13 protein-coding genes are annotated in these 23435 nt (G+C 65.4%); 1 reads left to right on the top strand and 12 read right to left on the bottom strand.

What is annotated here, in order from left to right; translation table 11 throughout:
- Positions 1 to 80: 80 nt before the first annotated feature.
- From hypB to NPX02_RS01000, 9 genes are all read right to left on the bottom strand, one after another.
- A complete protein-coding gene (hypB, locus tag NPX02_RS00955) occupies positions 81 to 1010 on the bottom strand; it encodes a hydrogenase nickel incorporation protein HypB (protein WP_260291238.1) in 930 nt (309 codons plus the stop codon).
- A complete protein-coding gene (gene hypA / locus NPX02_RS00960; protein ID WP_260291240.1) occupies positions 1010 to 1351 on the bottom strand; it encodes a hydrogenase maturation nickel metallochaperone HypA in 342 nt (113 codons plus the stop codon). Before hypA ends, hypB begins: the two co-directional genes overlap by 1 nt.
- Before the next feature lie 484 nt (positions 1352 to 1835).
- The gene (locus NPX02_RS21310; RefSeq protein ID WP_305792685.1) at positions 1836 to 3041 is read right to left on the bottom strand and encodes a nickel-dependent hydrogenase large subunit; all 1206 of its coding nucleotides are present in this window, start codon (positions 3039 to 3041) and stop codon (positions 1836 to 1838) included.
- Between the two features lie 734 nt (positions 3042 to 3775).
- On the bottom strand, positions 3776 to 4291 hold the full coding sequence (locus NPX02_RS00975; RefSeq protein WP_260291241.1) for a winged helix DNA-binding protein: 516 nt from the start codon (positions 4289 to 4291) through the stop codon (positions 3776 to 3778).
- A gap of 339 nt (positions 4292 to 4630) precedes the next feature.
- Positions 4631 to 5254 (bottom strand): LysE family translocator, encoded by a 624-nt coding sequence (locus tag NPX02_RS00980; protein ID WP_260291242.1) that lies wholly within the window; start codon positions 5252 to 5254, stop codon positions 4631 to 4633.
- A 236-nt stretch (positions 5255 to 5490) separates the two neighbouring features.
- A complete protein-coding gene (locus NPX02_RS00985) occupies positions 5491 to 9135 on the bottom strand; it encodes a hydantoinase B/oxoprolinase family protein (RefSeq protein ID WP_260291243.1) in 3645 nt (1214 codons plus the stop codon).
- A 26-nt stretch (positions 9136 to 9161) separates the two neighbouring features.
- Positions 9162 to 10466, bottom strand: coding sequence for a TRAP transporter large permease (locus tag NPX02_RS00990; RefSeq protein WP_260291244.1), 1305 nt, complete (start codon positions 10464 to 10466; stop codon positions 9162 to 9164).
- 1 nt (position 10467) lies between these two features.
- Complete coding sequence (locus tag NPX02_RS00995) at positions 10468 to 10989, bottom strand: TRAP transporter small permease (protein ID WP_260291245.1); 522 nt, start codon at positions 10987 to 10989, stop codon at positions 10468 to 10470.
- A gap of 47 nt (positions 10990 to 11036) precedes the next feature.
- Positions 11037 to 12014 carry a TRAP transporter substrate-binding protein gene (locus tag NPX02_RS01000; protein WP_335342498.1) on the bottom strand — a complete coding sequence of 326 codons (978 nt, stop codon included), beginning with the start codon at positions 12012 to 12014 and terminating at the stop codon, positions 11037 to 11039.
- A 185-nt stretch (positions 12015 to 12199) separates the two neighbouring features.
- On the opposite strand from NPX02_RS01000, the gene modA reads away from it, so the two are divergent.
- Entirely contained in the window at positions 12200 to 12955 is a 756-nt protein-coding gene (gene modA, locus NPX02_RS01005) for a molybdate ABC transporter substrate-binding protein (RefSeq protein ID WP_260291246.1), read from the top strand.
- 79 nt (positions 12956 to 13034) lie between these two features.
- Here the strand turns inward: modA and NPX02_RS01010 are convergent, their stop codons facing one another.
- From NPX02_RS01010 to treS, 3 genes are read right to left on the bottom strand one after another with little or no spacing between them, the layout of a single operon-like run.
- On the bottom strand, positions 13035 to 18131 hold the full coding sequence (locus NPX02_RS01010; RefSeq protein ID WP_260291247.1) for a malto-oligosyltrehalose synthase: 5097 nt from the start codon (positions 18129 to 18131) through the stop codon (positions 13035 to 13037).
- Entirely contained in the window at positions 18118 to 19995 is a 1878-nt protein-coding gene (gene treZ, locus NPX02_RS01015) for a malto-oligosyltrehalose trehalohydrolase (RefSeq protein ID WP_260291248.1), read from the bottom strand. Before treZ ends, NPX02_RS01010 begins: the two co-directional genes overlap by 14 nt.
- A 43-nt stretch (positions 19996 to 20038) precedes the next feature.
- A complete protein-coding gene (treS, locus tag NPX02_RS01020; RefSeq protein ID WP_260291249.1) occupies positions 20039 to 23344 on the bottom strand; it encodes a maltose alpha-D-glucosyltransferase in 3306 nt (1101 codons plus the stop codon).
- Between the last annotated feature and the right edge of the window lie 91 nt (positions 23345 to 23435).

Genomic DNA, 23435 nt, shown 5'->3' on the forward strand with positions numbered 1-23435 from the left:
TCCCACGCAGAGCGTGGGAACGAGGAACCTCAAGCGACGCCGGGTGGGCTCGTAGTCTGTGCCCACGCCGTTGCCGCGGGTTATGCCATGCGTGACCGGATCCACTGGTACCAGGCCTCCATCCCCTCGCCGCTCTTGGCCGAGAGCTGCAGCACCTCGATATCGGGATTGACCCGCCGGGCAAACCCGATGCACTTCTCCACATCGAAATCGAGATAGGGCAGCAGGTCGGTCTTGTTCAGGATCATCAGGTCGGCGGCATGGAACATGTCCGGGTATTTCAGCGGCTTGTCCTCGCCCTCGGTGACCGACAGGATCGCCACCTTGTGTGCCTCGCCCAGGTCGAAGGCGGCCGGACAGACCAGGTTGCCCACGTTCTCGATGAACAGCAGGCTGTTGTCGGCCGGCTGCAGGCTCTCCATGGCGTGACCGATCATGTGGGCATCCAGGTGACACCCCTTGCCGGTGTTGATCTGCAGCGCCGGCACCCCGGTTTCACGGATCCGGTCGGCGTCGTTGGCGGTCTGCTGGTCCCCCTCGATGACGCTGATCGGCAACTCCCCTTTCAGGTCATCGATGCTGCGGGTCAACAGGGTGGTCTTGCCGGAACCGGGGCTGGAGACCAGATTCAGCGCCAGGATCGACTGATCCTGGAACAGCTGCCGGTTGGCGGTGGCGTACTGGTTGTTCTTGCCCAGTATATCCTGCTCGATCTGCACCATGCGCGACTGGCTCATGCCCGGGGCATGGGCGTGGGCCGGCCCCTGGCCGTAGTCGTGGTGATGGTGGCCGTGGGTGTGGTGCTGGTGCCCGGCATGGTCGTGGTCATGGCTGTGCTCATGATCATGATCATGGTCATGGTCATGGTCATGGTCATGGTCGTGTTCGTGGCCATGCGCATGGGAATGATCGCCATGGTGATGATGAGGGTGGTGATGATCATGGGCATGACCCACGTCCTGCCCCTCGATACGGGTCTCGCCCTCGCCGCAGCCGCATACGGTACACATCAGTCCACCTCCAGTTCTTTGATTCGCAGCTCATCGCCGCCGGTAATCTGTAATTGAAAACTGCCGCACTCCGGGCAGGCGTCGAAACGCTGCCGGATCGGTACGCTCTTCGAGCACTCCAGGCACCAGGCGGTCCCGGGCAGCTCGATAATCTCCAGTCGCGCCCCCTCGGCCAAACTGTGGCTCGTCACCACATCGAAACCGAATCGCAGCGCCTCCAGCTCCACCCCCGCCAGCGGGCCGATCTCCAGCCAGACCGACTTGACCCGGCTGAACTGCTGGGCGGCGGCCTGCTCCTCCATGACCTGCAGTATCCCTTCACAAATTGACATTTCGTGCATGCATCAATGCCTGTTGCTGTCTGTAAAAAACACTTTTTAAGCCGCGAATGGACGCGAATAAACGCAAATGTTTTGTGTTACACGGCTCTTCATAAAGCAACCGTAGGGTGGGCACGTTGTGTGTGCCCACGCGCCTGCACGGAAACAACAAACCGCGTGGGCACAAAAAGCGTGCCCACCCTACCGACTTAATCCTGTTCGATGCGTAGCACCGTAGCCTGGATGGAGCCGCTACCCCCCGACAGGGAAATCGTATGCGCCAGCGGCGGCGGAATCCGGGGAGCAGGCTTCGACCGACACCATCCCGGATTTCGCCCGTCCGGGGCTGTGCGCCCGTTAGGCTCCCATGGAGTGGGCTTCATCCGGGCTACAAACTACGGGGCTCGATGTGGGATGCCGGTGATGCACGAACCGCATCAAGCCTATACAGCCCGCGAACGATGCGGTTCGCAAGCTCACCAGCATCCTACCCATTCCTGTGTACTCAATCCTGTTCGATGCGTAGTTCATACCCCACACAGGGGTCGATGGCATTGATCAACAGGGCGGCCTGTTGGTGCAGATCGTCCATTGAATCCGCCTGCAACCCCTTCAACCCCTCGGCCAGCACCCCGTCCGGATGAAAATTCCACTCGGTCGGGGCCAGGATCTGGTAGCGGGCGATCCGCTCCTCCTGCAACACCACCCGGTGAACCAGCAGGCCACGGGCCGCCTCCACCTGAGCGATGCCGTTGCCCGCCGGCAGCACCGGCTCCCGGGCAGGATCGGCATCCGCGGTCTCTTCTTGAGACAGTCCAAGCGCACGCAACCGGCCGGGGATTCCGGCCAGTTCCACCAGCCGGGCCGTTAACCGGGCCAACAGCCCGGAACCGTCCGCTGCCACCACGGCCGCCACCAGCGGGTGCCCCAGGGCGCGGGTGAAGGGGGTGGTTTCCCGGCATTCACCCGCCAGTTGCGGGGCGGCGATGAAGCGCTGCGCATCGGCCCGCTGCAACTGCTCCAGCAGAAATGGCGTCTCCAGCCGGGGCAGCGCACCGACCGGGCAGCAACCCAGCCCGCTCCAGCCGTTGTCGTGTACCCGCTGCAGCATCCGCGCCGCCGGCGAGGCGTTATCCTCCGCCCAGCGCAACAACCCGGCAACATCTTCCAGTTCCAGCCACTGGGCGGGGGGTAGCCCAAACACCTGTTCCCGCAGCAACCGATCGAACTCCGCGATCACCGTCTCCGCCGTGCCGTCGCCCGCCGCCACCGGTCGAGCACCTGGCATGAACGGACGCCCCTGGGGAAAGAGCGCGACGCGAAAACGCTGGATCAGCTGCATTACCTCGCCCACCCCGGTTGTCGCCGGCGGCAGGCCGAGCAACCCGGGCCACTCCAGCAGCACCCGCCACAGATGCTCCTTGGCGGTCTCCAGCCAGACCAGGGCCTCCCGGGCGCCGTGTGTTGATTCCGGCTCCGCCAGTCCGAGTGCCTGTTCACAGGCACTCACGGCGGCATGGGCCTGGGCGGTGCCGCAGACGCTGTAGAGCAGCGGCAACGTCTGCAGCAGCTCCTCCACACGCTTGCCGATAAAGATCCTCGGCGTCTGTAGCGGGCGGGATGAGCGGATATCGACCCCTGTCACGATCCCTTCGGACAGTTGCAGGCCGATATCCAGCCGTCCCTCTATGTTGCCAACCGCGTTACCCATCAGACCAACCACGCCCTCCAGATTTCAGATCGTCATTACCCAACCGGGGCAGATGACGGGACAGCTGGCAGGATGAGAGCAAAATACAGGCCAGCAGACCCAAATCGGCGGGTCACCCGACGCCCCGCCAGCGCCAGCGCTTGTTGCGCCATCGCCCCCGCGCCCCAAGACGCCACCAGGCATCCGAAAATAACTCCGTTATTTCAAATGGTTAAACAACCATCCCGCGGCCAGGGCCGGTTCCGTGGGAGACCATCCCCCCTGCCGGCAGCGGTGGATCTCCGCATCGACGGCGGCCGGCCTGAGGGAATAACGCCCCGCGAGCCCAGCCAAGAACGGAAACATGGTGACCAGTCTAGAGTAAAAAGTGGAAGGTTTATTTGCTCTAGCGCAATTCCATCCCTGTTTCATCCCTGCCACATTCCCACATCACGCAAGCGGATTAACCAGAACAGGAGAACGACTAGAAAGCGTCTATGCAGAGATAAGCGTCGGTTTGCGCCCGTGCCTGCCCGGGCGACCCATTCGTAGGGGCAGGCCCCCGTGCCTGCCCGGGTCGGTTGCAACCCGGAGGGTCGGGCAACCACGGGGGGTTGCCCCTACGGTTGTTTTCAACCCTGGGAGATGATGAATCGGGAGGGGTCGGAGTCAAGCCGCACCGCTTCGGGGAACATACCGCTCCACTCCGAGCGGCTTGACTCCGATCCCTCGGTGCCCACTGGTCCCGCCCGAATCTAGAGCGAAGAGGCGGCGCGAGCCGCCTGGTCGTAGAGCCCCGACAGGGAACGCAGCACCCGGGCCAGCTCGCCGATCTCCTGGTTGCCGGCGCCGAGGATACCGAGGGCGTCCACCAGGCAGTCCTCGCGGATCTCCCGGTAGCGCAGGCAGAGCGTCTCGCCGCGCTCACTGGTGGAGAAGAAGTTCTCCTTGCCCTGCTTTTCGGGTTCCACCAATCCCAGCTTGACCAGTTTACGCAGCGAGTAGGTGGCGGTGTGGGTGTCCTCGATATTCAGGTTGAAGCAGATATCCGCCACCTTCTTGGCCCGTCCGCGATGATTGACGTTGTGCAGGATCAGGATATCGGTGGGATTGAGATCGGGCATGCCGCTGGCGGTCATGCAGCGCTCGATCCAGCGATTGAAGGCGTTGCTGGCGATGATCAGGCCATACTCCAGCTCGCTCAGCTCGACACTCTTGTCCGAGACCAGATGGGAGGAGGAGACGATGGGTTGTTTCTTTTTTTCCGACATCTTGTGCTACCTGCTAAGTATTGTTCAGCCGCGAGGAGTGGTGCAAGGACGCACCGCTTACGGACCTAAGGATGGAATCAACGCGCACCACGGGGTCGGAGTCAATCAACGCCATTGCGTCCAGGATTGAAACCGCGAAACAGATTGACTCCGACCCCTTCCCGTTTAAATAAATGCAAATTCGTAACTACTCATCCGGTCTGTAAGCGATTGGCCTGCCTTGTTGGCCGATCTTGGTCCAGCCATCGTGTGAGGTCGGCAAGGCAGGCCAATCACCCGGTGAGTAGCTACGCAAATTCCTTGTTTCCGGTTCCACCTGCGGTGGCTTCCCCCTGGCGATCAACGCTCCGCGGTGATAAGCAGCGAACCGAGGCCAACGAACAGACCACCGGTGATCCGGTTGAACCGCATACTCCAGTCCGTGTTTTGCAACCAGCCGCTGGAGCGGCTGGCCAGAAAGGCATAACCGAACAGGAAAGTGAACGAGAGCAGGCCGAAAGTAGCGGCCAACAGGGCGAACTGCGGCAGCATGGCGGCCGTGGGCTCGACAAATTGCGGAAACAGGGCGGTGCAGAAGGCAATGGCCTTGGGATTGCTAACCGCCACCGTAAAGGCCTGGAAAAAGAGTTTTACCGGGCTGCGGGAGACAACCGCCACCCCCTTCGCCGGGAAGCGCCCCAACCCGCTGCGCCAGAGACGCACCCCCAGATAGATCAGATAGAGCCCCCCGCTCCACTTGACCAGCTGGAAAACGGTCTCCGAGGTGTGGAGCAGCGCCCCCAGCCCGACGGACGAGAGGGCCGCCAGCAGCACGATGCCGGTCACGTTGCCCAGGATGGCGATCAGGGTGCGCCGCATGCCCAGTGTGAGCGCGTTGGTGACCGCCAGCAGCACCGCCGGGCCGGGTGTTGCCGTGGCCACCAGTGCAATCAGTAGAAAGGTCAAATATTCGGTCAATCCCATGGTTCGTTCCCTGCCTGATTAAGTTGGTTCACCGTAACTACCCACCCGGCCTGTAAGTGATTGGCCTGGCTTGTTGGCCGATCTTGATGGCGCCTCGAATCCGGCCCCTTTTTCAGATTCAAGCCTGCCCTTGTCTGAGCGAAGCGAGTTTGGGCAGGCGCTGAAAATGGGGCCGGATTCGAGGAAACAAGCCATCGTGTGAGGCCGGCGAGGCAGGCCATTCACCCCGTGAGCAATTACGGCTCACCATAGCCCCCGCCTCCCGGAGTTTCAATAATAAACAGATCCCCCGCCGCCATCTCCACCTGCCCCTGGTGGCCCAGCTCGGTGACCCGGCCGTCGGCGTGTTCCACCCAGTTGCGGCCCACCTGCCCCGGCTGGCCACCGGCCAGGCCGTAGGGTGGCACGCGGCGGTGCCCGGCGAGGATGTTGGCGCTCATCGGCTGCAGGAAGCGCAGCCGGCGGACGGTGCCGTCGCCACCCCGCTGGCGCCCCGCCCCGCCGGAACCCCGGCGGATGGCGAAGGACTCCAGGCGTACCGGGAAGCGCCACTCCAGCACCTCCGGATCGGTCAGTCGCGAGTTGGTCATGTGGGTGTGCACCGCCGAGGCGCCGTCGCGCTGCCGGGTCGCCCCGGCGCCGCCGCAAATCGTTTCATAATACTGGTACTGGCGATTACCCCAGGTGAAATTGTTCATAGTCCCCTGGGAGCCGGCCGCCACCCCGAGCGCCCCCAGCAGGGTGTCGACGATCACCTGGGAGGTCTCCACGTTGCCGGCCACCACCGCGGCCGGGTAGTCGGGGTTGATCATAGACCCCGCCGGGATGATCACCTGCAACGGCTTCAGGCAGCCCTCGTTGAGCGGGATCATGTCGGCCACCAGGCAGCGGAACACGTACAGCACCGCCGCCCGGCAGACCGCCGCCGGCGCGTTGTAGTTGCCGGGGTGCTGCGGACTGGTGCCGGTGAAGTCGATGGTGGCGCGGCGCGCCTCGCGCTGCAGGGTGATCCTGACGCAGACCCGGTGGCCGTCGTCCATCTCATAACAGAACTCGCCGTCGTGCAGCACATCCAGCACCCGGCGCACCGACTCCTCGGCGTTGTCCTGCACGTGCTGCATGTAGGCATGTACCACCTCCAGGCCGAAGTGATCCACCATGCGCAGCAGCTCCTGCACCCCCTTCTCGCAGGCCGCCAGCTGGGCCTGGAAATCGGCCACGTTGGTGTCGATATTGCGCGCCGGCCAGGGGCCGCCGGCGAGCAAGGCGCGGATCTCCGCTTCGCAGAAGCGGCCCCGATCCACCAGGGTGAAGTTGTCGATCAGTATCCCCTCCTCGGCCACCGAACGGGAGTCCGGCGGCATGGAGCCGGGAGTGGTGCCGCCGATATCGGCATGGTGTCCGCGCGAGGCGACATAGAAGATCACCGTCTCGCCGGCCGGATCGAACACCGGCTTGATCAGGGTGACATCCGGCAGGTGGGTGCCGCCGTTGTAGGGGTCGTTGAGCAGGTAGGCGTCACCGGGCCGCATGCGGCCGGCGCGCTCGCGGATCACTGTCTTGATGCTCTCGCTCATGGAGCCGAGATGCACCGGCATGTGCGGTGCGTTGGCGATCAGGTCGCCCTGCTGGTCGAACACCGCGCAGGAAAAGTCCAGCCGCTCCTTGATGTTCACCGAGGCGGCGGTGTTCTCCAGCACCATGCCCATCTGCTCGGCGATGGACATGAACAGGTTGTTGAAGATCTCCAGCATCACCGGATCGACCCGGGTGCCGATGGCCACCCGCTCCGGCAGCGGCTGGTAGCGCTCCAGCACCACGTTGTCGTCACGGGTGCGGGTCGCCTGCCAGCCCGGCTCCACCACGATGGTGCCGGTCGGCTCGATCACCACCGCCGGACCCTGTACCGGCCGTTCCGCCGGCAGGGCCTCACGGGCGTAGAACGGGGTCTCGAAGGTCTCGCCGTTCATTACCGTGGGATGGGTCGCCAACGGCTGCAGCGCGCTATCGACCGCTACTCCTCCGGTGATGAGTGCGGGATGCTCGCCGGCGCCGATCACCTCCACCTGGATCGCCTCCACAATCAGCGGTTTCTCCGGCGAGATGAAACCAAAGCGCTGTTGGTGGGCTTGCTCGAATGCCCGTTGAATCTCCGGCAGCGCGTCAAACGGGACCAGCAGGGCGGTGTCTGAGCCGAGATAGCGCAGGTGCAGCTTGCGCTCGCAACGGATCGCCGCGGCACGCACCCCCTGGGCCCGCATCTCCGCCACCCCGTCGCGCTCCAGCCGCTCCAGACCGGTCACCAGTTCCGCCAGCAGTTCCGCTGCCAGGCGCGCCTCCACCGCTTGGTCGCGCATCAAGCGTCGATCCGCCAGCCCCATGCCGAAGGCGGAGAGCACCCCGGCGTGGGGGTGCAGGTAGACCTGCTTCATGCCCAGGGAGTCGGCCACCAGGCAGGCGTGCTGGCCGCCGGCGCCGCCGAAACAGCAGAGGGTGTATTCCGAGACGTCGTAACCGCGTTGCACCGAGATGCGCTTGATGGCGTTGGCCATGTTGACCACGGCGATGGCCAGGAACCCATCCGCCACCTGCTCCGGGCTGCGCCGTTCGCCGGTGGCCCGGTTGATCCGCTCGGTCAGCTCGCGGAAGCGCTCGCGCACCACCGCCGCATCCAGCGGCTGGTCGGCGCGGGGGCCGAACACCTGGGGAAAGTGTTGTGGTTGCAGTTTGCCCAGCATGACGTTGCAGTCGGTGACGGTAAGCGGCCCGCCGTTGCGGTAGCAGGCGGGACCGGGATTGGCCCCGGCCGACTCCGGCCCGACGCGGAAACGGGCGCCGTCGAACTGCAGCATGGAGCCGCCGCCGGCCGCCACGGTGTGGATCAGCATCATCGGCGCGCGCAGCCGCACCCCGGCCACCTGGGTCTCGAAGGCGCGCTCGTACTCCCCGGCATAGTGGCTCACGTCGGTGGAGGTGCCGCCCATGTCGAAGCCGATCAGCTTGGCGAAGCCGGCCGCCTCGGCGGTGCGCACCATGCCCACCACCCCGCCGGCCGGACCGGAGAGGATCGCGTCCTTGCCCTGGAAGCGGTAGGCGTCGGTCAGCCCGCCGTTGGACTGCATGAACAGCAGCCGGCCGCCCGCCTCCTGCATGCCGTCCAGTTCCGCGGAGACCTGCTCCACGTAGCGACGCAGGATGGGCGAGAGGTAGGCGTCCACCACCGTGGTATCGCCGCGGCTCACCAGTTTCATCAGCGGACTCACCTCGGAACTGATGGAGATCTGGCTGAAGCCGATCTCCCGCGCCAGTTCCGCCACCCGCTGTTCATGGGCCGGGTAGCGGTAGCTGTGCATGAACAGCACCGCCAGACTGCGCAGCCCCTGGTCATGGGCGGACTGCAGGCCGGCGCGTGCCGCGGCCTCGTCCAGCGGCCGGATCAGCTCCCCCTGGGCGCCGACCCGTTCGTCCACCTCAACGACCTGGCTGTAGAGCATCTCCGACAGCTCGATATCCAGGGTGAACAGCTCCGGCCGGGTCTGGTAGCCGATGCGCAGGGCATCGCCGAAGCCGCGGGTCACCAGCAGCAGGGTCGGCTCGCCGTGGCGCTCCAGCAGGGCGTTGGTGGCCACCGTGGTGCCCATCTTCACCGCATCGATCCGTTCCGCCGGCAGCGGTTCATCCCTGCCCACACCCAGCAGATCCCGCATGCCCTGAATCGCCGCGTCGCGGTACTGGGCCGGGTTCTCGGACAGCAGCTTGTGGGTCACCAGGCTGCCGTCGGGACGCTGCGCCACAACGTCGGTGAAGGTGCCGCCGCGGTCGATCCAGAACTGCCACTTGGGCGTCACACCCCGATCTTCACTCGCTAACACTTCTCTCATTGACTGATCATTCCAATAAAAATGGGTTAACCCCGGGTCATCATCGACGGCAGCCAGGTGGCAATCTGGGGAAACGCGGTCACCAGCACCACGGCCAGCACCAGCAGCAGAAAAAACGGCAGGGCGTAGACGGCAATACGCAGGATGTTGCGCCCGGTCAGCCCCTGCAGCACGAACAGGTTGAAACCGACCGGCGGCGTGATCTGCGACATCTCCACCACCAATACCAGATAGATACCGAACCAGAGCAGATCGATCCCCGCCTGCTGCACCATTGGCAACACCACCGAGGTGGTCAGCACCACCACCGAAATACCATCGAGAAAACAGCCCAGCAGGATAAAGAACAGGGTCAGCACCCCGATCAGGCCGAGCGGACCGAGCCCCAGGGTGGCGATATACTCGGCCAGCGCCCGGGGGATGCCGGTAAAGCCCATGGCGATGGTGAGAAAGGCGGCACCGGCCAGGATAAAGGCGATCATGCAGCTGGTGCGGGTCGCCCCCATCAGGCTCGCCACGAAGGTTTGTCGGCTCAGGGTCCCGGTCAGCGCGGCGATGACCAGCGCTCCGAACACGCCGAACACCGCCGCCTCAGTGGCGGTGGCCAGCCCGCCGTAGATGGAACCGAGCACAAACAGGATCAGCCCGATCACCGGAAACAGCGACAGCGAGGCGCGCAGCTTGCGGCGCAGCGGCACGTCCGGTTCCGCCGGCGGCATGCGTTTAGGGTTGAAGGTCGCCCAGAGCATGGTGTAACCCATGAACAGCAGGATCAGCAGCAGCCCCGGCAGGGCGCCGGCGATAAACAGCCGGGCGATGGAGACCTCGGCCGAGACGCCGTAGACGATCAGGATGATCGAAGGCGGAATCAGCAGTCCCAGGGTGCCGGAGCCGGCCAGGGTGCCGAGGGACATGCGCTCGTCGTAGCCGCGCTTCTCCAGTTCCGGCGCGGTCATGCGGCCGATGGTGGCGGCGGTGGCGGCGGAGGAGCCGGAGACCGCGGCAAAGATCCCGCAGCCGAGGATATTCACATGCAGCAGCCGTCCCGGCAGGTGGTTGAGCCAGGGGGCCAGGCCGCTGAACAGGTCCTCCGACAGACGGGTGCGGAACAGGATCTCGCCCATCCAGATAAACAGCGGCAGGGCGGTCAGGCTCCAGCTGGCGGAGGCGCCCCAGGTGGTGGTGGCCATGATCAGTCCCATGTTGCCGGTATCGTTCAGCAGCAGCCCGACGAAGGCGATCAGGAACAGGGTAACGGCCACCCAGAGCCCGGCGGCGAGCAGACCGAACAGCAGCAGGGTCAGTAGCAGGGTCATCTGCAGCGGATCCATCTCACTCTCCCCTGCCGATCACCGAGATCTCGTCATGGCGCATGTAGTGGGGCTCATCCCCGCGCAACAGCAGCACCCACTCATCCAGCAGCGCGATCTCCAGGATCAGCAGGCCCGCCGCCATAGGGGTCTGGGGGATCCACAGCGGCACCGGGATATAGCCCTGGCTCAGTTCGTTGAATTGGTAGGATTCGATCACCAGCAGCAGCGCCGACCAGGCGGCATAGCCCACCAGCAGCAGGCCCAGCAGCAGCACCGCGCCCTCGATCAGGCGGCGCGGCCCGTCGTGCAGGTGGCTGATCAGCAGATTCACCCGGATGTGCCCGCCGCTGCGCAGGGTGTAGGCGAGGGCCAGGAAACTGGCCGCCGCCAGCAGGAAGCCGGAGAAGTCCTCGGTCGAGGGGATCACCACCCCGAACCAGCGGCCGACGATCTGCGCCAGGATCAGCAGCGCCATGAGCACCAGGCAGAGGCCGGCGGCGGCACCGGCGGTGAGATAAAGCCTGTCGAGCAGTCTGCGCATTAGCGAAGCCGGGGAACCGGCAAGGGCGAGGCCGGCTCCCCGCTCCATTACTGCATCGCCTTGAGGATTTCGGCTCCGGTGGCACCGGCCTCCTGGGCCCACTCGTCACTCATGATGCCACCGATCTCCCGCAACTCGGACTTGAAGCGGTCGGCCGGGGAACTCACCTGCATCCCCTGCGCCTTCAGGGTGGCGGTCTTCTCCACGGTCTCGCTCTCGGCGATCTCCCAGCCGCGCGCCTCGGCCTTGGCGGCGGCCGCCAGCAGCGCATCCTGCACCGCCGCCGGCAGGCGCTTGAACGCCCGGGTGTTGACAAACACCATGTTCTTGGGGATCCACGCCTGGGTATCGGTGTAGTGGCCGACAAAATCCCACGCCTGGCTGCTCACTCCGGTGGTGGGCGAGGTCACCATGGCGTCGATAATACCGGTACTGAATGCCTGGGGGATCTCCGGGGTCTGTACCGTGGTGGGGGACGCCTTCAGCAGCACCGCCAGACGCGAGGTGGTGGGGCTGTAGGCGCGCATCTTCATGCCGGCGAAGTCCTCGACCGAAGCGACGGCCGACTTGGTATAGAACCCCTGCGGCGGCCAGGGGATGGCGTAGAGCAGCATCAGGCCGTCCTTCGCCAGGCTCTTCTCCACGTGCGGGCGGCTGACCTGCCACAATTTTTTCGCACTGGCGAAATCGCTGGCCAGAAACGGGATGTTGTCCACCTTGAACAGCGGATCCTGGTTGCCCAGCAGGGCCATCAGCATCTCGCCGATATTGACCTGGCCGCTACGCACGGCGCGATGGATCTCGGGATGTTTGAACAGCGAGGCGCCGGAGTGGACGGTAATCACCAGCTCACCATTGGTGGCGCTCTTCACATCCTCGGCAAACTGGCGAACATTCTGGGTGTGGTGTACCCCATCGCCGTAAGGGGTCGGCATGTCCCACGAGGTGGCGGCAGTGGCGGTGCCGGCAAACAGCGCCGAGCAGATCAGTGGGGCCAGCCATCGTTTCAAGAGAATCTTCTTCACGAGCAACTCCTCCTTTTCAAACATTATGATTTCGTTATATATACGATTTATAGATAAATCGTACGAATAGACCTTAGTTAACGCGGAACCCGATGTCAAGGGCACCCTGTGAGCCGCCAATTTTTGGCCTTCCGCGCGTTTACCCATAAGATAGGCCCATTTCAGTAACAGAGATTCAGCTTGATATGAAAATCCCTGGGGTGACCCACCTGCTGCTCATCACCTGCCTGCTGCTGGCAAACATGGGCACGACCCTGGCCGATACCGTCAACATTGCGGTGGCCAGCAACTTCACCGATCCGATCAAGGAGATCGCCGCCCGCTTCACGGCGCAAAACGGACAACGGATCAACCTGATATTCGGTTCCACCGGCAAACACTATGCCCAGATCAAAAACGGCGCGCCCTTCGCCGCCTTTTTTGCCGCCGACGAGCGCCGCCCGGAGCTGCTGGAGCAGGAGGGAGTGGCCATATCGGGGAGCCGTTTCACCTATGCGGTGGGCCGGATCGTGCTGTGGAGTCCCAAGGCGGGACTGGTGGATTCACAGGGCAAGGTGCTGGAGGGGCAGGCGTTTCAACACCTGGCCATCGCCAACCCGCGGCTGGCGCCCTATGGCAAGGCCGCCGAGCAGTTCCTGCAGAACCGGGGACTCTGGGAGGGCCTGCAGGGGCGCCTGGTGCGCGGCGAGAACATCGGCCAGACCTACCAGTTCATCAGAAGCGGCAACGCCGAACTGGGCCTGGTCGCCTACTCCCAGGTAAAAAGCCCCGGTCATCCGCCCGCAGGATCGCTGTGGGAGGTCCCCCCCGCCGAGTACGACCCGATTGCCCAGCAGGCGGTGCTGCTGCAGGACCATCCGGTGGCCCGCGCCTTTCTCGACTACGTCAAAAGCCCCGAGGCCGTGGCCATTATCCGCGGGTTCGGCTATGCCATGCCTTGATGCCCTTGCCCGGACCGTAGTCCTGGTAACATAGACAGGGCGGTATGGGCGGCTATGCGCTTGAGCTCCGCGGCCCGGATCACAACCGCACCAACGCCACCGGAAAGGATTGCAGCAGGGTCGCCACCGGCAGCACCGCCAGACCCTCCTGCAGCACGACCTCAACCGGCTCACCGGTCAGCAGGTTGCGGCCGCCCTCGCCCGCCAAACGCTCCGGCAGCACAATCGAGCTATCCCCCCACACCCCGGGCCCGAGGGGCAGATCCCCGGCCCCGGGGGCAAGCCGGCTGTACCAGCGCGGGGCGACGCTGATCAGGCTGGTCTCCCCGGCACTACGGGCGAACGCGCAGAGATGCTCCGCCGCGGCTCCGCTCACCACCAGCGGCACATAGGCCCCCTCCTGATAAACCGTCTTCCAGTGCAGGCGAATCCTCAGCAGCCGCCAGATCAGATAGAGTCGTGCACGACCGTCGGCCAGGGTCTCCAGCAGCTGCCGCACACGCCCCGCCAGCTCGGCCTGGGGTACAGCGGTGTACCGTTCCAGTTCGGCCAGCAGGCGCTGACGCCGGGGGAAGTCCACCGGGCGGCGATTGTCGGGATCGACCAGGTTGAATTCCCATAGTTCGCTGCCCTGGAACAGGTCCGGCACCCCCGGCGAGGTCAGCTTGAGCAGCTGCTGCGACAGGGCGTTGAACAGGCCCCAGCGCGCCACCTCCCGCTGGAACGGCAGAAATTCACTGAGGAAGAGATTGTTTTCACCGCTCTGCAACAGCCGCCGGATGAAGTGACAGAGCGCCTCCTCGTACTCCGGCACCGGATTGACCCAGCTGGTGTGCTGTTTGGCCTCGCGTACCGCCTTCAGCATATAGCGTTCGATACGCGCCACATAGGCTTCATGACCGGCAGCATCCATCGACTGCAGCGGCCAGGTGCCGAGCAGGGTCTGATAGAGCAGATACTCGTCATTGTCGGACGGCGCCTTGCCCTGCTCCAGGCGGCGCTTGCGGTGGCGGTTGATCTGTTTCCAACGACGGCTCTGCTGCTGCCAGCGCTCGGGGATCTCGGACAGCACGTTGATGCGCATGCGTACATCCTCGCTGCGCTTGCTGTCATGGGTCGAGCTGTTCAGCATGGTATGCGGCCACTGCGCCAGACGCTGGGCATTTTCGGCATGGAACTCATGCAGCGGGACCGCGAAGTGCGCCGGATCGCCGCCCACCTCATTGAGCGAGATCAGGCGATGATAGCGATAGAGCGCGGTGTCCTCCACCCCCTTCGCCATCACCGGGCTGGAGACCTGCTGGAAATTCATCGCCAGCGCCGTCATCGCCGCGCAGGCACGCTCATCGGTGGCCGCGGCACTCTCCATCAGCAGCACCGAGGCGATAAAATCGAATATGGTCACATCCAGCCCCCGGTTGGCCTTCTTGGCCAGGGCCACCGCCCACTCCACATAGCGGCGATCCAGGCTGCCGACCTGTCCCTGGCGGACGTAGGTGCGGTAAACCGGGAAGTGCGCGATCACCTCGATCAGGGCCAAACGCAGGTTGTTGTGGGTGTAATCCCGGGTGTGCGGACTGGACTCGCAGATGCGGCTCAGCTGCCCCGCCAGCACATTCAGCTCGCTGGCCATGGCGTGCTCCATGGTATGGCGTTTGCCCCGGTACACCAGCTGGCTGAAATCGAGCGCCTCGTGGATGAACCGGCGATAGGCACGGTTCAGGCCGCGTTCGCCCCGCGGATCGACCAGCAGGCGCGTCAGCAGATTGCAGAAATCGTAGCCGGTGCTGCCCTGCACCGCCCAGTCGTCACGCAGGGGCTCGGAGCGGGCGAGGATCTTCTCCACCACCACGTAGAGCGCGGCGTCCCCTTCCAGGGCATCCAGACCCGCCCGCCGCTGCAGGCGGGCAAAATACTGGGCCGGATCATAGAGTCCATCGGGATGATCGATACGCAGGCCATCCAGCCGCCCGTCGGCAAGCAGGTCGAACACAAACCGGTGGGTCATATCGAAGACGCGGCGGTCTTCCATGCGCAGGGCGGCGAGATCGTTGATATCGAAGAAGCGACGATAATTGATCTCGTCGGAGGCGACATGCCAGTCCGCCAGCCGCCACGCCTGGGCATCGAGCAGCCGGTGCAATAGCTGGAACGAGTCTGGATCGCCCAGCCGTCCATTGAAGTCGTTGACCGTCTCCTGCACCATCCCCGCGATCTCCGGGCTGCCGGCGGTCAGCTGCAGCAGGCGGTGCTTGAACAGGCCGGCATCGCGCTGCCTGTCCAGAATCGCCTCGCGCGCGCCGGTCTGCCGCGACGGCAGGTTTTCGAACGCCGTGATCAGGCTCCCCAGTTCCAGGTAATCGGGATGGTCGGGGCCCAGCAGACCGGCCAGCAGGTCGAAACGGTGCCGCAACAGGCGCGGGTATTCGCCGGGATCGATCGGCAACCGGTGCTGGTGATACCAGACACTGAAGCTGCCGCCGCCGGCGTCGAATTCCAGCTTCAGCTCCCCGCCCTCCAGGGCCATGCCATAGCGTTGCGCCAGGATCGGCAGCAGCACCTTGCCGTGCAGTTCGAGCTTCTTCGGCTGCCAGTCGATATCGAAAAAAGCGGCGAATACCGACGCCTGGCCGTGCTCCAGCACATCCAGCCACCAGGCATTGTCGGCCCCCATCACCCCCATGTGATTGGGCACCATATCCAGGATCTGCCCCATGCCATGGAACTTGAGCGAATTGCAGAAGACGGCAAACTCTTCCGCCGTGCCGATCTCCGGATTGAGGCTGTTGTGATCGATAATGTCATAGCCATGGCTGCTGCCGGAACGCGCCCGGAGATAGGGCGAGCAGTACACGTGGCTGATGCCGAGCCGCGCCAGATAGGGGATCAGCTCGGTCGCCTGCGGGAAGGTGAAGTCGCGACTGAACTGCAGCCGATAGGTGGACGTCGGCACGCGCGCCTGGCGGGGGACGAGCGGGGGACGCTGGAGCGGGCGTTCCCGGCGCAGCGCCGCCGACAGCGAGAAGGGACGCGGGTCGCTGGCCCAACTCTCCAGGTGCAGCGGCAGCTTGCGCCGCCAGTTGGGGTGCTGGGTGGTGGTGGCGGGGATATTGACCTGATCCGCCACCCCGAACAGATCCTCCAGCTGCACCATCAGCAGTCGCGCCGGACTGCGCGCGAGCAGGACGTATACCGCCTCGGCAAACGCCGCGCTCACCGCCGGCAGTGATATCGAATTGACCGTCACCCCCTCCGGCAGCAGCCCCTCCTGCTCCAGCAGCAACAACAGTTCGGCGCGTTCACGGGCGCGCTGGATAACCTGCCCATGACGCGCCTCGGCAGTGGCGAACAGCCCCAGTTCGCTGCGCCGCAGGATATCGCGCCCCTCCCAGTAACCGCTCAGGGTCGGCATGTCATGAGTGGCGAGCACCGCCAGCGCCTGGGGCGGATAGTCGGCCGGCGGCAGCAGGCGGCCATCGGCCGTCTTGGCGTCGATCAGGACGCGGTAGGAGAGTACCTGCATCGCGGCCAGCGCACTGCGCACCTCCTGCGGGACGGTCCCCAGGTCCTCGCCGATGACCACGCACTGATTGCGTTGGCTCTCCAGCGCGAGGATGCCCAACAGGTCCGCGAAGGGATAAGCGACATAGGCACCCGCGGCGGGCGGCGAGCCGGCGGGCACCCAGTACTGGCGCATCAGCCCCATGACATGATCGAGCCGCAGCGCCCCGGCGTGGCGCATGTTGTGGCGCAGGGTGGCGATGAAGGGGGCATAGGCCGCCTCGAACAGCCGCGATGGCACCAGCGGGGGCAGGCCCCAGTCCTGGCCCAGCTGATTGTGCAGTTCGGGCGGCGCGCCGACCCCGACGCCGATGGCATACAGTGCCTGGTTGGCCCACGACTCGGCGCCGCCGCCATCCACCGAGACGGCTAGATCGAGATAGATGCCCACCCCGAGCCCCAGCTCCATGGAACGCCAGCCGGCGGCGGCGAGTTGCAGGCTGGCCTGCCACTGCAGGTAGCTGAAAAACTCGATGCGTTCACGATGCTGTGCGGCAAACGCCTGCACCTCCGGCGCCTGCGGCTGGCGAAAGGGCTCCGGCCACACCGGCCAGCCCCACACCTCCGGGTCCTGTTGATGAAAATGTTCCTGCAGCGCCTCGAACAGGGTGTGGTGATAGAGCCGCTCCCCCTCGCGCTCCTGGAAGGCGCGAAACTGCGCCGCCCACTCGCTTCCCGGCTGCAGATGCTGCTCGCGGAAGTGGCGGTAGAGCAGCTCCAGGACCGGCAGTTTCAGCGCCGCCACCGCTGCGTAATCGACCAGTTCGGTCTCGCGCTGCGCCTGCAGGCGTAGCTGGAACTCGGCCGAGCCCACCAGTGCGCGGGCCGCCTCGCAGCCGCGGTACTCCGCGATCGCCTCGACATCGAGATAAAGCAGATTCAGGTAGAGGCGACTCGACGGGCTGTAGGGGCTGGCGTGTTCCGGGTTGTGGGGAAACAGGGCATGCAGCGGATTGACCCCGACAATATCCGCCCCCCAGCCCGACCACTGCTCCAGCAACAGCCGCAAATCGGTGAAGTCACCGATCCCCCAGTTGCGTTCGGAACGCAGGCCATAGAGCTGTACCGCCGGCCCCCACAGACCGCCGGGGCGCTCCAGCGCGGCCGACAGGTAACAGTTGCCCGGCGCGACGATGAGGCTTTGGGAGGCGATCACCTCCCCACCGCGGACGATGGCCAGTTGGTGATAACCCGGCGGGGGCTGGAGCGGTAACGCCAGCTTCCAGACGCTCGAAGGCCGGCCGTCCACCTCGCGCCACTGCAGGCGCGGCAATCGCGCCGGCTGGAACGGGTGGTCATGCTTCGTGCCATCCTCCAGCCGCAGGCGGCAGATCAACTCGGCGCCGGCCTCGGCATCCGCCATCACCAGGCGTACCCAGGGGTCGGTTTCCCCCGTCACCCGCACCGGTTCGAGCAGGCGCCGCCAGGGGCGCAGCCGGCACTCATCGATCGCCGCCGCCAGGCCCGCCGCGCTGGCGACGTCAAAGCCCATGGCGCCGAGCAGGGCGCGGCGGGTGGCGTCGGAGGGCCGGTGGGTGCGTTGCCAGTTATCCACGTACTCCGGCACTATCCCCGCCAGCTCGCTCAGGGTGGCCAGCAGTTCAGCCTGGTTCATCAGCACCCTCCAGATACCAAGCCACCGAACAGCCGGGCAGTCTCCCCGCCGCCAAATCCGCCGCCAGATCCTCCGGCGGCCCGGCCGGACCGGCAAACAGCAACCGGCCCCGGGGCGGTCCGGCCACCGTCACCGTGGCACTCCCCAGGTTGGCCAGGACACTGAGGCGGGAGCCGTCCCCAAGCCGCCAGGAGACCTCCAGCGCCGCCTCGCCCAGCACCTCGAACCAGCTGCCGCGCGCGCCCGGCAGACGCGGCACAATGACCTGCTGGCGCAACGCCAGCAGCCGCCGGTACAGGACCAGCCGGTCGCGCGACGGCGGGCTCTCCAGGGCGGACCAATCGAGCCGCGCCAGTTCGAAGGTCTGTTCGGCGCAGGGATCGGGAATGGTGGCGCGCACCGCCGGGTCGCGAAAGCGGCTGAAGCCGGCGAACTCCTTGCGCCGTCCCTCGGTCACCGCCGCGGCCAGACCGGGCTCGAACTGGCAGAAAAAGGGGAAGGGTTCACGCGCCCCCCACTCCTCGCCCATGAACAGCAGCGGCGGTGGCGGAGCCGGCAACAGCAGCGCCGTCGCCGCCGCCAGCGCCTCGGCCCCGGCCAGGGCGGTCAGGCGCTCGCCGAAGGCGCGGTTGCCGATCTGGTCATGATTCTGCAGAAACGAGACAAAGGCGCTGGGCGGCAGGTGGGCACTGGGCTCGCCGCGGCGCGCGCCGTGGCGGTAGCCGGAGACCTCGCCCTGATAGGCGAAACCCTCGCTCAGGCAACGGCCCAGGTGGGCCGTGGCGTGCTCCCGGTAATCGGCATAGTAGCCATCCTGTTCACCGGTCAGCAGCACATGACAGGCGTGGTGCAGGTCATCATTCCACTGGGCATCGTAGCCGTGGGCACCCGCGTCCCCGCGTTCCAGATAGCGGACCGCATTGTGGTCATTCTCCAGCACCAGGTGGATGTGCCGCTCGCGTCCCAGCGTGGTCCGCACCACCTGGGCCAACTCCTCCAGGATGTCGGGCCGGCTGTCGTCGATAATGGTGTGCACCGCGTCCAGCCGCAGCCCGTCGAGATGGAACTCTTCCAGCCAGTAGAGGGCGTTGTGGATATAGAAGTCGCGCACCGTGCGGCTCATCTCGCCGTCGAAATTGATCGCCGCGCCCCAGGGGGTGTGGTGACGCTGGCTGAAGAATGGCGGCGCATAGAGGTGCAGGTAATTGCCCTCCGGACCGAAGTGATTGTAGACCACGTCGAGGAGCACCATCAGCTCGCGTTGATGGGCCGCCTGAATCAGCCGCTTGAGGTCGTCGGGGGTGCCGTAGCCGGCATGCGGGGCGAACGGCAGGGCACCGTCGTAACCCCAGTTGCGGTGGCCGGGAAATTGCGCCAGCGGCATCAGCTCGATGGCGGTGATGCCGAGCTCCAGCAGATGGTCCAGCCGCTGCATGACGCCGGCAAAGGTCCCCTGCGGGGTGAACGTCCCGACATGCAGTTCGTAGATGACCGCCTCGTGCCAGGGCCGTCCGCGCCAATCGCCGTCCTGCCAGGCAAAGGCGCCGGAGTCGACCACCACGCTGGGGCCGTGCACGCCATCGGGATTGCCGCGCGATGCCGGATCGGGGACGCAGAGGCCGTCACCGATCTCGTAACAGTAACGGCTACCCGCCGGGACGGCGTCACACACCCGTTCGAACCAGCCCCCGGGCAACGCCGTCATGGGTTGCGGTGGTGCCTCGCCGAGCCGCAGCAGCACCCCCGGCAGTGCCGGCGCCCACAGACGAAAGCGCACCCCGCCCGGTTCCGTGAGCTGGGCGCCAAAGGGCATGCGATGCCCGCGCCGGGTGTCGGCCGGCGTAGAGGTAGTGGCTGAAGCCATGGTGGGCACTCCCTGTTGCAGTGGCGGTGGGCGGTGCGCTCGGTCAATCATCCGCCGCTCCCCGGGGGTCGGGGCCGTTGCCGACAAGCCGTCGGTACAGAATGCGAATCACCGCCTCCAGCCAGGTGGGACGTGTGTGCAGCGTGCGATGCAGGGTCTCCACCGCCCGCGCCGTGAGATGGAAGTCGAGTAGTGCCCGGGCCTGGGCGGCATCGGCCGGGTAGATGGTACAAGCGGCAATCCCCTCCAGGTAGCCGCTCATGAAGGCATCCCGGGCCGTCCGCTCCCACACCCTGGCCGCGTGTTCCAGCATTTCGTGCGCGGGGACCGCCAGCTGCCGCTGCAGCGCGATTGCGGCGGCCAGGGTCAGTGAGTAGTGCATCCCCGCCACGTCCTTGAGCGGGGAATAGCGGGCACGCCGCTCTTGCAGGGGGAGGTCCGGGTCGCCCTCGAAATCGGTGATGACAAAATCGTTGTGGGCGATCAGGATCTGCCCCAGATGATAATTGCCGTGGACCCGCAGCTTGTAGAGCGGCGCGCCGCCCGGGACGCTCAGCCGATCCAGCGCATCGGCGGCGCCGGCGAGCAGCGCTCCGGTCATCTCGCGGAGCGGTTCCGGCAGCGGGTCGGGGGCGTTGTCCAGCCACTCGAGGCCGCCCAGCAGCAGCCCGCGCAACCGGCCCCGCTGGCCGTCGATCTCTTCGGGCGCGAGCGGTTGCGGATCGAACTGCGGGTTGCCGCCGGTCGCCAGCGCACAATGCAGTTCGGCGGTACGCTGGCCCAGTTTGCCCATCTGGGTGGCATAGACCGCATGGGTCTCCGGGTCGTCCACGCTCTCCGGCACTTCGATGCAGAGCGTCAACAGGCGATCCAGATAATCCTGGGTATAGTCCCAGAGCGTGCCCTGATTGGACATATAGCGATGCATGACGGCGATGGCGGTGACGCTGTCCGGGGCATGGTATTCAATGCTGCCGATCAGTGGCGCGATCGACGGTCGCGGCGACAGGTCGCTGAGGAAACGTCCCATCTCCAGCTCTGGATTCACCCCCTCCTGGACCCGCCGGTAGACCTTGAGTATGGCCTGGTCAGCGAAGATGATGGCGTTGTTGCTCTGCTCCAGGCCGGGCCGTTGCACTGCGGGTGGGGCGGTGATATCGGGAAACTCCGCGCGACGGCTGAACACCATCTCGCCGCTGCCGAACGGCAGCCGCCGGTCATGCGCCATGGCATCGAGCAGGTGGAGACAGAAGGCATCCTCCCCCAGGGCATCGTAGATGATGCCCATCCTGGCATGCTGCCTGACCCTGGCCAGCATCCAGGGCGAGAGCGCGTTGAACTCCTGTTCGGATCCCGAGCCGTCAAACAGCATGCCGAGCGGCAGAAAACAGATCTGCATCGGCTGCGTATCGAAAGTGACCCTGACCAGCAGCGGCAGCCACTCCCGGTCGTCGCTCCCGCGCCATTCACTGGCCACTTCCAGCTCGATGCCGGCCACCTTGCCGGCGGCCTCGCTGAACCAGTGCTGGGCATCAAAAAAAGCCGGCAGCACCTCGCTCTTCAACTGGTTGAAAGTCTTGCGCGCCAAGCCATCACGCGCCCCCCGGCCGGATCCGCCGACCAGGGCCGCCAACAGGCTCTCCGGCAACACCAGCACCGGCAACTCCTCGCGCGGCAATTTATCCACATGCCAGACCGGCGGGTCCACCTCGGCCGACAGGCCGAACCAGTAAAAACCGTAACGCGGCAGACTGAGCAGATAGGGCAACTCGCCGATGGCGGGGAACGCCGAGTTGTCCAGCAGCTCCACCGGCACCAACCCCTTGTAGGCGGAGAGATCCAGTTCCACCGGCTGGGCGCTGTGCGAGAGGTTGAACACGCAGAGGATGCGCTCCTCCCCGTATTCGTGCAGATAGGCCAGGATCTTGCGGTTCCCCGGGCGCAGCAGGGTGATTCGGCCGCGGCCGAAGGCCTTGAAGTTCTTGCGCGTGGCGATCAGGCGCCGCATCCAGTTGAGCAGGGAGCTGGCATGCCGGGCCTGGGCCTCCACGTTCACCGCCTCGTAACCGTACAGCGGATCCATGATCAGCGGCAGATAGAGCCGCTGTGGATCGGCCCGGGAGAAGCCGGCGTTGCGATCCGGACTCCACTGCATGGGGGTGCGCACGCCGTGGCGGTCACCCAGGTAGATGTTGTCGCCCATGCCGATCTCGTCGCCGTAGTAGATGATGGGCGAACCGGGCATGGAGAGCAGCAGGCTGTTGAGCAGTTCGATCTTGGCCCGGTCGTTGTCCATCAGCGAGGCCAGGCGGCGGCGGATGCCCAGGTTGACCCGGGCCCGCGGGTCGGTGGCGTAGATGTCGTACATGTAGTCGCGCTCACGGTCGGTGACCATCTCCAGGGTCAGCTCATCGTGATTGCGCAGAAAGATCGCCCACTGGCAGTTGTCCGGGATATCCGGGGTCTGCAGCAGAATCTCGCTGATCGGGTGACGGTCCTCCTGGGCGATCGCCATGAAGATGCGCGGCATCAGCGGGAAGTGATAGGCCATATGGCATTCGTCGCCCTCGCCGAAGTATTCGCGCACATCCTCCGGCCACTGGTTGGCCTCGGCCAGAAAGACGCGGTCGCTGTAGCGCCGGTCAAGCTCGGCGCGCAGCTGGCGGATGATGGCGTGGGTCTCGGGGAGATTTTCGCAACTGGTCCCCTCGCGTTCGATCAGGTAGGGGATGGCATCCAGGCGCAGTCCGTCGACCCCCATGTCCAGCCAGAAGCGCATCGCCCGCAGCACTGCTTTGATTACCTGCGGGTTATCGAAATTGAGGTCCGGTTGGTGGGAGAAAAAGCGGTGCCAGTAATAGGCCTGGGCGGTGTCATCCCAGGCCCAGTTGGAGTTTTCATAATCGGTGAAGATAATGCGCGCGGTCTCGTAGCGTTTCGCCGTCCGGCTCCAGACATAGAAGTCGCGTTTCGGCGAACCGGCCGGCGCGGCGCGGGCGGCCCGGAACCAGGGATGCTGATCCGAGGTGTGATTGATCACCAGCTCGGTAATCACCCGCAGGTCACGATTGTGCGCTTCGCGCAGGAAGCGGCGGAAGTCGGCCAGGGTGCCGTAATCGGCATGGATGCCCCGGTAATCGGCGATGTCATAGCCGTCGTCGCGCAGCGGCGAGGGATAAAAGGGCAGCAGCCAGAGTGCATTCACCCCCAGCTCCCGCAGGTAATCGAGCTTGGAGGTCAGCCCCGCGAAATCACCGATACCGTCACCGCTGCTGTCGCAATAGGCGCGCACATGCAGCTGATAAATGATGGCATCCTTGTACCAGTCGTTATCGGTTGACGACTTCATCGGCAACGTCCATTGGCATCTCCCTGCATGTTCCGGCCTGCAACCTCTGGCCGGTCGTCACGCCCCCGGGGCGGTCGATGGGTCAAGCGGA

The sequence above is a fragment of the Sedimenticola hydrogenitrophicus genome, from assembly GCF_025175675.1.
GTDB classification, from domain to species: Bacteria; Pseudomonadota; Gammaproteobacteria; order Chromatiales; family Chromatiaceae; genus Sedimenticola; species Sedimenticola hydrogenitrophicus.